Source organism: Polynucleobacter sp. Tro8-14-1, assembly GCF_018881655.1.
GTDB lineage: Bacteria > Pseudomonadota > Gammaproteobacteria > Burkholderiales > Burkholderiaceae > Polynucleobacter.
Genome location: NZ_JACVPX010000003.1, coordinates 256056 through 269473 on the forward strand (window position 1 = coordinate 256056; position 13418 = coordinate 269473).

Sequence of the window (13418 nt, forward strand, 5' to 3'; positions counted from 1 at the left end):
TGTTTTTATTGTGTTTGATACTATTAGAGGCTAATTCTAAACATATAAGAAGCAACGAGACAATGACGAAAACACCTAGAAATGACGCTTTAAATAGCGTGCGAGATGGATCAAGGCCATTACCGCTCTCAGGAGTCCGTGTGCTTGACGTCAGCCAGGTTATGGCTGGTCCTTACTGCTGCATGCTGTTGGCGGACTTAGGTGCGGATGTCATCAAAATCGAGCCTCCTGGAACAGGGGATCAGACGCGCGGCGCAATGGGATTCAAGATGAAGGGCTCAGACAGCATGGGCTTTCTGAACATGAACCGCAATAAACGCAGTCTCACCCTAAATCTCAAAACTGAGGCTGGTAAGAAAGTGTTTTTCGAGCTGGTCAAGACTGCAGATATTTTGGTGGAGAACTACCGACCTGGCGTTATGAAAAAACTAGGAATCGATTACGCCTCTTTAAAAGATATCAATCCTAGTTTGGTCTATGCCAGTATTTCTGGGTTTGGCCAAACTGGTCCGTGGGCAGATCGCCCTGGTTTTGATCTCATGGCTCAGGCAATGTCTGGCGTCATGAGCGTTACAGGCTATCCAGATGGTCCTCCAGTTAAAGCTGGCGTTCCGGTAGCTGATATTGGCTGCGCACTTTTTGCGGTATACGGAATATTGTCGGCATACATCGGCAAAACTAAAACGGGTGAAGGTCAGTTTATTGATGCGTCACTCTTTGATTCTGCCTTGGCATTCTCCATTTGGGATACCGCTCAATACTGGGGTACCGGAGTTGAACCTTATAAGCTTGGCACGGCCAATCATATGAGCGCCCCCTACCAAGCCATGAAAGCTGCTGATGGGTATTTTGTGATGGGTGCAACCAATCAAAAACTGTGGAAGTTGCTATGCGACAAGATTGAGCGTCCTGAATTATTTGAAGATGCCCGCTTCAAAACAAATCCACTGCGCTTAGCCAATCGCTTGGAGCTGGCTTCTGAGCTTGAGAAAACGTTTATCTCCAAAACTGCGGATGAATGGGTAGACACCTTATTGACCGCAGGCATCCCTGCAGCCCCCATCAATACCTATCCAGAAGCATTCGATAGTGAGCATGGCCGTCATCGTAAGATGCGGATGGAAATTGATCATCCTATTGAAGGCAAGGTACCCAATATTGGTTTTGCCGTCAAAATGAATGGCACGCCACAACAGGTGTATCGCCACCCTCCTCTATTGGGTGAACATACGAGCGAGCTTCTTGCCGAGCTTGGTATTGCGGGTGATGAACTGAAGTCTCTTGAAGCGGGTGGCGCTTTTGCGCCCTAGTTTGCAGCTTAATAAAAATAATGATTAAGTAAAAAGATAATTAAATAGGACTCCGCAGAGTCCTATTTAATTTTAGAGAAGCCTAATCACCATGGTTGCTCTGGTTACTCGCCACCAGTAATAGCCATCTCCTGTGCCGTAAATGGATCTTTGGCTGGAGCAGCTGGCTTAGGAGCGGCCTTACCTTTAGTGCCTGGCATGAGTTCAAAATCAGGGACAAAGACCGTCAAGGTGCTTCTGAGTTGATCGAATGATTTGCGATCACCATCAAACCTCACCTTTCCTTCAGCCAGCAACTTTTCAAAAGTTGTTTGTCCACCCATCACCTGCTCGAGATCACTGCGATTTAAGGTGATAGTGAGATTTGGGTTCTTGGCCTGCTGACCTTTAATGTTGGTCAAAGCAGAATTACTCATCTCAATTACAAATTTTTCACCATTGTCTGGTGTAGAAAGATTAATTACAAAGTTCATGTCTGCTGCTTTCTTGCTGTCCATACTGATAGCCAAAGCATTGAGCCAGAGTTCGGTTGTCATACCCTTAATCATGTCTGGGCCATTAGACTTTGGCGAGGCTCCTGTAGGCATACCATGACGTAGCTCGTAAGCAGCCCCCAAGAAGCTATTGCGCATACTTGGGCTTTCTTTTTGGTAGCCAATCTGCTCAAAAATATCTGCCAGTAAGTCCTTGGCGGCCGTATTGTTCGGTTGCGCATAAACTAACTTGTTAACGATTTCCATCGCTTCACGGTATTTACCCTGCTTATAAAGCTCTTTACCCTTGGCCATGATCTTGGCTGAGCCACCCATCATCTCTACATAAAGTGGTGCCGAATCTTTTGGCGATAGTGGCGCTAATGTTGCTGGATTTGCGTCCCAATAACCTAGATAACGATTTATCACGGCACGACTATTGTGCTCTTCGGAACCATGATAGCTATGGGCTGCCCACTGCCTCTTTAGACTATCAGGCTGTTTATATACATTTTGGATTTCATTAATAGTGACGCCATTATTTGCTAAATGGAGCACTTCGTTATGCAGGTGAGCATAACTATCTCGTTGGGTACGCATCACCTCTTGAATACGCTCATTACCCCAGCGTGGCCAGGTATGCGATGCAAACATGACCTCACTCTCAGTGCCATAACGATATAAAGCGTTGTTAATGTTCTTGGACCATGCCAGTGAGTCGCGAACTAAGGCGCCGCGTAAGGTGTATATGTTATGAATGGTGCCGGTGATATTTTCTGCTGCCCAGAAGGCTTTAAATTGTGGGAAGTAGGTATTCATCTCCGCAGGAGCTTCAGTGCCTGGAGTATTTTGGAATTCCATTTCCACGCCATCAACCGTCATTTTTTCATACGGTTGGTTGATATAGACGTTAGGCTCAATCAGACCTAAATTACCAGCAGCAGTATTTTTACCAATGGATTGGTCGACATGACCAAATGGGCTGCGAGGCAATAACACACCGTACTGGAAATACATTCTGCGGGTCATAGCATTGCCTGCGTAGACGTTTTCAGCAATCGCATGATCCATAAAACCAGCTGGCGCAATGACCTTGACTTTGCCGCTCTTCACGTCTGCCTCATCAACTACGCCACGCACACCACCAAAGTGATCAGCATGCGAATGCGAATACACGACAGCTACCACTGGACGTTTGCCCAACTTCTCATTGACGAGCTCTAGGGCTGCGCGTGCAGTTTCTTTAGCGGTTAGTGGATCAAAAACTATCCAACCCGTATCTGTTTTGATAAAGCTAATATTGGCTAAGTCAAAGCCACGAACCTGATAAATTTTTCCAGGCACAACTTCATATAAGCCATAGCCCATATTGAGGATGGCTTGACGTTGCAGTGAAGGATGCACACTATCAAAGTCTTTGCCTTGTAGAAGGAACTCATAACTACCCATGTCCCATGCCACATTGCCTGCATCTGCCATGATGGTTTTATAAGCAGGTGCTGCTATGAATCCTTTTTTAGATTCCTCAAAATCACGCTGATCTTCGAAAGGCAGCGTCTTGCGCAATTCACTTTGCAGCTCAACTGTATAGCTTGATGGCGCCTTACCCTTTGGATCAAAATGCTTCCCCTGCATAGCGCCAGGATCAGCAACCACACCACCACCCCCCGCCGCCATAGCAAAACCTGAGCTTATTAATACAGCTGCAATAGAAAATTGTGTGAGTTTGATTTTCATAAAAGCCTTAAGTAAAAGTTTTTTTGATTACATCAATGATATGTTTGAGGTAAACCATGGCAATTAGCCCTATAGCTAATAGATAGCTAGATTGAGTAAGCCGCCACGAGAGGTAGGTTTACAAAAAACGTAGTTCCTTTGCCAGGGAATGACTCAAACCAGATAGATCCACCATGCCTCATCACAATATGCTTACACAACCAAAGACCAATTCCCATACCGGAACCCTTGGTAGTTGAAAGTAGCTCAAACATGTGTGCCTGCACATTTTCATCAATTCCTGAGCCTGTGTCTGCGATCGATATTTGAACGCCAGCACTAGTGTGCTCGCCTCGAATCGTGATTGATTTATTTAAATTTTCAATCGACTTCAATGCATCAATTGCGTTGTTCATTAAATTCAATAGGACTTGTTGAAGTTCTCCCTTATTAGCAGTGATAAGCAAGTTTTTATCTAACTTGAGAACCATCTGAATATTCTGCTTAACAATTTCTGGGCGGGCAATGGTGAGTACTAAATTAATTAATTCAGTAAGGTCAACTTTGGCAGATGCCATCTTTTCATCAGCGAATACCGATCTAAGGGAGCGGATAATACTTGCTGCACGCTGATTGTCTGCCAACAAAGAATCCAATACTTCTCTCTGTAAGTTAGGATTCAATTCTCCTTCCGATAGCTTCTTTTGCAAAAATTGAATATTCAGACTAGAGGCGCCCAAGGGCTGATTAAGCTCATGTGCAATGGAAGCTGACAAAGCCCCAGTGCTGGCGGTCTTATTGGCCTTTAATAGAGAGGCAATCAAGAGCTCTCGTTCCTGTAAATGGGCTTTAGTAGCTTCACTTTCATTCGCTGTTTTGATATTCGCAATAGTAATTTGCTCGGCCCAATATCCCCCAATCGCAATATATGACAAGGTATTCATCACGAGCTGGGAAATGGTAAACAGAATCAGCAGTTGTGGGATCTGATCAACTTGACGAATGGTAAAGGCCGAGGCAACCATGATGACGAATCGCCCCATAGCAAAAAACATTTCAGCAAAATTGGCATATTGCATATAAACCAATTGCTTAGACGGGGAAGATTTTTTCTTCTTGCCTAGCTCATAGATTTGCCAGCAATAAAAAAGGCTAGCAAGTCCTGCCATTACTGCAGTACGACTTTCAAAAGATCCATACAGACGCATGGAATCAAATACGGCAATAAAAATGAGAACCGAAACTGAGGCAGCTATCTTTACTCGTTTAGAAACTTCATGATTGAGAGACTGACAAAATAAAGCTTGCAACATCGTTGCTACATAGAAGAAGGTATTGGCTACCGTGAAATTAAATTCTGGATTTGCAATATTTTGAAGAGTGATAATTCCCGTACCAAAAATAAATAAGCCCACCACATTCACTAGCAGGGATGACATCCAATACAAACTGGGTCTCAGGAGGTTCTGAGAGCGGTAATAGTGATAGATTCCAAAAAATAGGCCCATCTGAATGATGGCCAGAATAAAGAAGTAGATAGAAATGAGCAGCTTCATATTTGCTATGGTACATCCACTGAATTGATTCGCTAAAATGCGTGTCATGCGGCTTTTTAGTAGATCCCAGTTCCTTTTCTTTGTCACCCTATTAGTCGCTGGGATTAGCTTTGCTCATGCTCAATCGGCGTTCTATAACGCTGCTAACAACTATCTCAAAAAGCGCGCTGATGCTTTTATGACGATTACGGGTTATTCGCTTACACCAGACGTAACAACAGGTTCGTTATCGATCCGTAACAATGGTGGCGATAACTCCGACTTGCAAATGGTTTCTCTAGGGGGTGGTGATCGAATTAGCGCAAACTTTCCCCTGTATTTAGAGGGTACCTTAGCGGTTAATCGTTACAACCCAACGTTTAGCGATGGCATCGCCAATACATCCGTTACGGTACCACTTCATTGGAACAGCATCACAGGCACCGGCGGTATTGGTTGGGACTTTCCAATTACCAATGAATTGCGCTTCCGCCCTATTGCCAATGTCATGCTTGGTCATTTAGAAAGCGACCTTTCGATTGCGTCTAGAGTCATTCAAAATCAGAAAGGCGTGGACTTGCAGTTTCTCAATGGCGGCCGTATGAATTCTTATGGTTTGGGTGGCTCAGTCATGCTGGACTACGAGAACTACCAACCCGATCAAGAAATTGATGTAGAGCTGCGTTACACCAATATTCCGGTGCAAACATTTGACACCTCTACTGCAGTTCAAGGTTCAGCTGATTCGCAAAGTCTGGCGCTTTGGGCTCGCAGTCGTATCCCAACCCCAATTACATTGTTAGATAGACCATTACGAGCGGTATTTGAAGTGGCGCATACCGAATTCCTGGGCGATTTACGAGGAGCCTTAGGGTTTAACTCCCTCTCCTCCGTAGGTACCGGCATTGAATTAGACCGCAGCGCCTCTGACCCCATTTTTACCCGCATTAGAGTCGTATTTAGGTATCAATTTGGTCAAAATGTGCACGGAACCTCTATTGGCCTAGCTGCTAGCTTCTAGATTGCCCGAAATTGCATGCAGACTTGATCTATATCAAGTTGCTCGTTGACCCTTGCCCATAAGAAGAGGATGATCAAGATTAGCCTTATAGCTAATTCATATATATCGATCCGTTCTCAGGAGAAGTTCATGACAAACATCAATCCACATCGTCGTCTTATATTAAAAGGTGTTGGTGCCTTAGGAACTTCTGGAATTTTGATCGCTTGTGGCGGTGGAAGCAGCTCATCTGGCAGCTCTTCTAGCGGCGGAAGTACTGGTGGAACATCCTCTAAAGGAGCAAGTGCACCAGCATGCTCAGGTGCATCGGCCAGCATTCCACTAACAATTGATGCGAGCGTCAGTGCAACCGGCATTCCAGCGACCGTTCCGATGTATGCCTATATAGTTGGTTTGACTGCCGCCGGGGGAAATACATACTATCGTTACAACCCAGCTACCGGACAAAATAAGCCGGTCCCGATGAATCCAACGGCCGACAATACCAACTCAGCAGGCACATGCGCTGGGATGACCACAGGCGGTTCTAGCGCTTTGACTAACTGCCCTACCGTTTGGGCTGACTACTCTATCCCTCTTGATCGCAGCTGCGCCACCTTAGTCGCTGATCTAGCTAGTTTTAATGGTAGCAATATGCCTGGCCTTGGGACTGGCACCAACGCTTTTAGTGGACGAATTTATATTTCTGTTGGAAAACCACTTCTTCCATTTACTCCTCTTGCTGGAGTGAATACCAATCAAACAACTGGTTACCCGGCAACCGGCTACACAGCGCCCGCATTAGCATCCGGAACTCCTGGGTCTCTTTGTTTATATGACTGGTTAGAGTTCTCATTTGATAGCAATCAAGCACTGAATATCAATACAACCCAAGTAGATCAATTTGGATTCCCTATCTCTATGTCTGCGACCGGCACTGGAATGACTGGTGGAGAGCAAGGTGTACTAAATACAAGCCGCTCTTCTATCATGGCCAATTTAGCAGGCCTTTCTAACTCACTTTTCAACAGCTCAGTTGCTGTACCTACCAATGGCGTAAGTGCAGACGCATACCCATCTAGCGTATACACCGCAAATACGTTGCGGGCCGTCTCACCCAAAACAGTTGCCACAGTAAGTGACACTTTCTTTACTAGCACTATTGCAGCTTGGTATTCAAACTGGACAAGCACTCCTGTTGTTACTTATGATGCGGCCTCTGGTTACTACTCAGGCATGGTTAGTGGCGGAGTACTTTCCTTTAAAACAGGAAATCTTGCAAACGCCTCCAGTTGGAACAGTGGTGGCAGCGTTCAATTTACGAATGCTCAAATCACATCCTATGATGTATGGCAATGCGCCAATTCTTTAGCCAGTGGAACTGGTGATCAAAAGAATGTGCAAAAGATGCTAGCTGCCGCCTTTCAACGAGGAACTATGGCCAATGCCAATTATTCATTGAATGACACGCTTGGTGCGGGCTTTTCGCCTCCATTAGGCGGAAACTATGCCAGCTCACCATCCAATACTTGGGCGCAAAAGTTTCATCAATTTAATACCAATGGACTTGCTTATGGATTCCCATACGATGACGTGGGTAGCCTGCAGCCTACAGTTTCAACAAGCTCAGGAACCACTTCCTTGAGCATACAGGTGGGATTGTTTTTATAAAGAAGAGAAATAACGCCCCGACCATATTTACAAGGACGGGGCTGAAAGTTGATTCCTATTATTAATATGAGTAATAATGTTCACAAATACTATTTCGATAGTATTTACCAATTACCGCATTACCCGCTATTGGTGATGCACTTTAAACATCTTAAGGATCAAACGTTATGAAAAAAATTATCATTGCTGTCGTCATCGCTGCAATCGCAGTTGCCGGCTACTTATTCCTCACTAAACCAAAGGCTCCTATTGCTGGCGTAGCTGCTCAAGAATCCGCGCTTATCTATGATGGCGAAGTGACTAAAATTGATGCTGCAACTCGCACAGTTACCCTCAAGAACAAAGATGGTGAAACCTCTATCGTTGCTGGTCCTGAAGTAAAGAACTTTGCAGAAATTAAAGTGGGCGACCATTTCGACGTTGTCTATGAACTTGCTGTAGCTATTGAGTTGGTTAAGGTAAAAAATCCAGGCACAACTAGCGAACAAGTTAGTACTAGTACTACAACTGCCCCACAAGGCGATAAGCCAGGCATGATTACTACCAAAACCATTACTGCAACCGCTAATGTTGAAGCGATTGATGCAGCTAAAAATATCGTTTCTTTGAAGGGTCCGCAAGGAAACATCATCAAGGTTAAGGTTCAGAATCCTGACTTGTTGAAAGATATTGCTGTAAACGATCAAGTAAAAGTGGTTTACACAGAAGCTATTGCTGCAGTAGTAAGCGCACCAGCTAAGAAGTAATTAAGAAATACAGTGGTTCTTTAATTGCTCCTTTCCAGGAGCTAGAAAGACTTAAGCCCAGCAAGTAGTTGCTGGGCTTTTTACATTTAAATTGGCGGAAGAGGTGTCTAGATTTTGCCTCTCCAATGAAATCTACCATTATCCATAAACCCTTGAATTATATGGCTTTAAAGGGTAACCCTACTCCCGAGTAAACCACCTAAATCCACCTGAGACTATGTCTTGCTGATGGGTGAAAAACGGGAAAAAAATCATCGTTAAAACCTTAGAGAGTTCGACTGCCGAATAACCAACAAAAGGTTAACTTTTTAATCTATTTAATCTATTTTTTTTCTGCATGGTGGGTACAAATGAGGGTTCAAACTCCATCATTAGACCCATCATCAATATGGCTTCTTTGTAACCACACTCCCATGTAACCCATTGAGATTCAATAAAATATGTTGATTAAAGATGAGTTCAAAAGAGGTGATTTTTGCTTGAGTTTGGGATGCCGAATGGCGGATAAATTTAGCTTTACGGCACGTCGTATTGCCAATCTCTCTGAACCCGGTTTTTACCACGACTCAGAATCCAGAGGACTATAGCGGTGGTCTTCCCCTACTGCTAGCGTTTCTTGGCTCCTTTAGTTTCGAATGGCTCTGGTTGAGGTGTTGCTTGCCCAAGAGTTCCTTCTAATGCCTTCTCTTGTGCTGGGAGCTGACCTTCTTTCATCAAGCCTTCTACGATCTCCATGAGGCGGTCGCCATCGTCTTCGCCAAAAACTTTGGCAACAACTTCATGGCCATACTTGGCACAGAGACGGTCGTATTCTTGCTCTGGCGTAATGGTGGTCTTGGATGGGCGCTCGAACACCGTGACGTTCTCGCGCCCAAACAGGTTGCGAAGGATGTTGGTCTCATACGGTGGTACATGCACATGGATAGTTGTGAATGCATCCCTGCGCACTACTGCTTCCACCTCTTTAATTTGGAAGTCACTATGGATAAGTTCTTTATGGTTCACGCTATTGTTCATTCGATCCTCCTTATTGAATAGCCAATACCGCATGGGCATTAGCACGTGAGATGGATAAAGCGCAGCGTAGATTCACCATTGCGTACATAGCCAAGGTATCGTGCGGACGAATTGGGGCAACGATGTCTAGGTCGTCATCGCGCAGCTTCATAAAGCGGGTATTGAGGAAATAGCAACGCTTGCTCCACTCCACTGTCCTATTTGCCATGGCATCGAGTTCATCAAACTGGGGATCCCAGACGATCTCTACACCTTTGAACGCGAGGCCCGTGTTAACTCCTGCCCCTACGCCAGCATCGATGTACTTGGTTTCACCTGAACTAGCGATATGGGTCACCGTAACCTGCTTACGATAGGTATCAATGAACTTACCACCAGCAATGATGAAATCTGGACTACCGCCATGCTTAATGCATTGGCGCCATGCGGTCTCCATCTCACCTACTAAGTTACCTGGCGATGTTGAGGCGATGTCTTTGACTGCATAGTTACGCCAGTAGCTTGCTTTGGCTCGATCGATGCCACCAACTGTGCCGGCATCTGGTGCTAGGCTCACTAAGCTATCCAAGCCAACTACTGCATCTCCGCCGTGTGAGCCGTCGCGGTGTAACTCTAGGTCCAGCTTATTGAGAAAGCCTTCCCTAAGAACTTCTAACTGCTCATCCAAGAGATTGATCAGTTGTACGCGCTCGTTATATTCCAATTGAAACCCTCGCGCCCCACCCTCGCGTACCTTGATACCGTTACTAAATAGGCGGTCATAGTCGATATAGAGGCCATCTACTGCCCTGCGCCATGGGAAGGAGGCTTGCTCAGTCGTATTGCGTTTATTGAACTTGACCGTCTCCTCCCCAAAGGCCCAGCTAAAGTTGCTGCCGTGTTCTTTACGGATGTTCTCGACTACGTTCTGTTTGGCCCCTAATAGACTTTTGCGTCCTTCCATGAGTTTTTTAAGGAAAGGTCTCTCTACCGCGATTTGATCGACTGGTAGATTGCGGAGGTACTCATCTAAGGAAACCTTGGCTAACTCTTGCAAGTCTGTATTTGAAATTGGCATATGCCACCCCTATCAATGTGTTTATCTATTTATGAATTGGTTGGCTTCATTCCAATTGATAGAGCGTGAACCTATCCATTGCTACGCTGCTAGTCGCGACTCTAGCTTTAACGCGATGGTGTGAAGCACTGAGATCAATTATTGGCGTGACGGATAGGGGCTTGGGATATTTGTGGGTTTTTTGTTGAGTTACTTAATGAACTCGCTATGGGTCTTTATGCCCAATGTGTCTTTACGCCACCTTGGGCATAAAAGAGCGTTTCTTTGGTCGTGGCCGTCAAGGGTGCGCAAGCCACCCCTTTGGGGTGCCCTTGACGGAATTTTTTTCGAGTGTATTGGCTAAATACTTTGCATCACTCTTTGAATGTGTGAACAACCTCCCTTATAGGAAGGCTCGTTTAATCTGACTCAAGACATCCGCTAAATTTGATCCCTTTGGATGATTTAAGCCGCTCGGATCAATAGATTCATCCTTGGCTTGGTCTAAAAATTTCACCATGTCTTGCCTTATTGATTCTGGCAATTCATATTGAAAATCAACAGGCAGAATTGATACCAACCTCAACACATCCCGCAAGTGCTTTTTGATGTCATCTGAATCAATTTTTTCACCAGCACGCTTGCGCTCACTGAGATCAAGCCAGGCCTTTGCTTTCAGCGGAATCAGAACGGGGGCATCTACCCAGATAAAACCAGGTTTTCTATCTCTTTTTATTAAACCGTAATAGTCATCATCCAGCAAAATCGCGGAAAGACTTGAAACATCCTCCGCTAGAGGAATCGCCCGCATATCGCCGCCATCCTTCTCCCGAAGAAAGTCTGGCTTTCTTGAAAAGAGTTCAAGCATGAATGGGTATGTTGCGGTCTTAGGTTTTTTGAAGCGGTAAAACTGCCTAGCGGAGTCGCTCTTTTGCTGAATCTCATACTCACCCGCCTTCACAAATTCCCAAAATTTCTCAATGAACTCAGGGGTCAGTGCATCAACAATCACAACAATATCCAAGTCTTTTGTGGTGCGGCTAAATAGCTCCCCGGCATTCTCCATAGCCAACTGCGTAGCGCTACCGCCTATCAGCACATACTGATCCTCAAACCCTTTAAACGCTTCCTCAAAGACCTTCAGCCCTACTTGCGATGCCATTAATTTATCCCTCTCAATAATTCTTTTAACGCCACTTGAACTCGATCATCATCCATGACCTCAAGACTTAAAAACAAAGAGTATGGATCTACGATGCCGTTATTCGCATCACCCTCTTTGGCATTTAGGGCTTTAATTCTTTGTGGTGCATAGCGCCAAACCTCTAATTCCAAAGCGCCATCGATCGCCTCTGGGACTATTTGGTCGGCATCCAACTCGCGCTCTAATTTGCGCCAGTCCAATTCTCCAATTGCCCGCACACTATTTTGAGACTCTCCAAGCATTGTTTGCTCAGCCAGGGCGCTCAATCCTGCAAGAGGCAAGCCCTCAATATGTGGATTTGGATTTCGGATCCACAGGCGTTTTCGCACCGGGGTTTGTAAATAAGGCTTAATGGCTTTCCAGAGCTCGCCCCCTTCAACTTTCAGTCGCCAGAGTCGTCCTCCTCTATAAGCATCCATATCTAACCAACCGTGCTCCATCAACTCGCTTTTAATACGAGTCATAGTCATGAGGCTATAGCCCAAGTACATGGCAATCTCTTTTGGATTTAATATGTCAGGCAAATTGCCAAGCAGCGTATTAATCAAAAATACTTGGGTTGCCACATGTAGCTTTTCTTTGGCCTCGACCCTTGTTGCCAATGCGCGTTCTTGGAACTCCACTCCCAATGGAGGTAAGTAGGCCTGTTTAAAAGGAATGATAAAAGGCATGCGCCTTGCAACCATTTCCTTACGCGCATAAGCCTGAAGAGCATCTCCAACCCAAATGACCGGCATCCCAGCCTCTTTCTGAATAAGTGCCCTTTGTTTAAGTAACGCCGGCAATGCTTGAGCCCCATCCTTATTGGCCATCAAGAGAACCTCGATCCCACCCAACTTAGCTTTGCCGATTTCGTATGTTTGGGCAAGATAGCGTGGTAATTGCACCCCTTTCTCCCAAGCGCCCTCCTGCAGTAAATCCTCTCCTAGGACTTGCTGCAAGTAGATGCCTGCTTGATTAAATAGCTCATATGCATTCGTCATGCATCTATTTTAACATTATTTTTAATTATTAACATATCATATGTTAATAATAAATAAAGTATGTTAATTAATTGATTTTATTAATATAAATATCAAATTCTCATATTTTCTGGGTGCTGAAATCCTATCCATAGGTTGCTCAGGATTGGCTAATGGCGCCCCTAGAGTTGCTGTTCACGCCCGAATAGGCTGGACACTTTGCAAGGTTGATGCCCGATGTGTCATTGCGCTTCATCGCAATAGATACTGGCAATAGCAAGCCATTCTTTAAAGCACCCGACTGGCACAAAGCATGATGAGCGCCCAGCATCGCTCATATTTCCCTCAAACCCACTTTTTCGTTCGAATGACTATTTCCTCACACTTTTTCTTACATATTTCAATGGATTCTTACATTTTTAAACATATCCTCACTTTTTCCTACGAAATGGCAGCTCCTTCAATTAGATACCTTAAATAAATTAATGACTCATAAATGAGTCCATAATATACTTAAGGACTTATTTATGAGTCATTTTTATTGACCAATGACGTATAAACAGGTATATTAGTGTCTCGTACTTAATGAAGAGCATGAGGCAACTATGCGCGTAGATCAACAACTGACCCTAGCATCAAAGCAACTTGGCCAATCCGCTGAAATAGCGCAATGCCTAGTGTCCTTACGCCTTGCCCGTCACGTTCGCCAAGGTGAGGCTGCGGTTCGTGCCGGCCTTGCTCGTGCAAC

10 protein-coding genes are annotated in these 13418 nt (G+C 44.9%); 4 read left to right on the forward strand and 6 right to left on the reverse strand.

Features of this window, described 5'->3' with window-relative positions; genetic code table 11:
* The first annotated feature begins 62 nt into the window (after positions 1-62).
* Positions 63-1310, forward strand: coding sequence for a CaiB/BaiF CoA-transferase family protein (locus tag ICN34_RS05120; RefSeq protein WP_216121183.1), 1248 nt, complete (start codon positions 63-65; stop codon positions 1308-1310).
* Between the two features lie 104 nt (positions 1311-1414).
* Here ICN34_RS05120 and ICN34_RS05125 read toward each other — a convergent pair whose 3' ends face one another.
* Both ICN34_RS05125 and ICN34_RS05130 read right to left on the reverse strand, forming a co-directional pair.
* Positions 1415-3520, reverse strand: coding sequence for an alkyl/aryl-sulfatase (locus ICN34_RS05125; protein WP_216121185.1), 2106 nt, complete (start codon positions 3518-3520; stop codon positions 1415-1417).
* Positions 3521-3606: 86 nt separating this feature from the next.
* Entirely contained in the window at positions 3607-5055 is a 1449-nt protein-coding gene (locus tag ICN34_RS05130; RefSeq protein ID WP_216121187.1) for a sensor histidine kinase, read from the reverse strand.
* Positions 5056-5101: 46 nt separating this feature from the next.
* On the opposite strand from ICN34_RS05130, the gene ICN34_RS05135 reads away from it, so the two are divergent.
* The 3 genes from ICN34_RS05135 to ICN34_RS05145 all read left to right on the forward strand — a co-directional run bounded on the left by ICN34_RS05135 (position 5102) and on the right by ICN34_RS05145 (position 8451).
* Entirely contained in the window at positions 5102-6055 is a 954-nt protein-coding gene (locus ICN34_RS05135; RefSeq protein ID WP_216121190.1) for a hypothetical protein, read from the forward strand.
* Positions 6056-6184: 129 nt separating this feature from the next.
* Positions 6185-7705, forward strand: a complete 1521-nt coding sequence (locus ICN34_RS05140) for a beta-1,3-glucanase family protein (RefSeq protein ID WP_216121192.1) — start codon at positions 6185-6187, stop codon at positions 7703-7705.
* 167 nt (positions 7706-7872) lie between these two features.
* Positions 7873-8451 carry a hypothetical protein gene (locus tag ICN34_RS05145; protein WP_216121194.1) on the forward strand — a complete coding sequence of 193 codons (579 nt, stop codon included), beginning with the start codon at positions 7873-7875 and terminating at the stop codon, positions 8449-8451.
* Between the two features lie 606 nt (positions 8452-9057).
* On the opposite strand, the gene ICN34_RS05150 is transcribed toward ICN34_RS05145, so the two are convergent.
* The 4 genes from ICN34_RS05150 to ICN34_RS05165 all read right to left on the reverse strand — a co-directional run bounded on the left by ICN34_RS05150 (position 9058) and on the right by ICN34_RS05165 (position 12691).
* Complete coding sequence (locus ICN34_RS05150) at positions 9058-9468, reverse strand: hypothetical protein (protein ID WP_216121196.1); 411 nt, start codon at positions 9466-9468, stop codon at positions 9058-9060.
* 10 nt (positions 9469-9478) lie between these two features.
* Positions 9479-10525, reverse strand: coding sequence for a phage major capsid protein (locus tag ICN34_RS05155; protein WP_216121198.1), 1047 nt, complete (start codon positions 10523-10525; stop codon positions 9479-9481).
* A 382-nt stretch (positions 10526-10907) separates the two neighbouring features.
* Positions 10908-11666 carry a hypothetical protein gene (locus ICN34_RS05160; RefSeq protein ID WP_071467605.1) on the reverse strand — a complete coding sequence of 253 codons (759 nt, stop codon included), beginning with the start codon at positions 11664-11666 and terminating at the stop codon, positions 10908-10910.
* Positions 11666-12691 carry a hypothetical protein gene (locus tag ICN34_RS05165; protein WP_071467604.1) on the reverse strand — a complete coding sequence of 342 codons (1026 nt, stop codon included), beginning with the start codon at positions 12689-12691 and terminating at the stop codon, positions 11666-11668. The genes ICN34_RS05160 and ICN34_RS05165 overlap by 1 nt, the downstream gene beginning before the upstream one ends.
* Between the last annotated feature and the right edge of the window lie 727 nt (positions 12692-13418).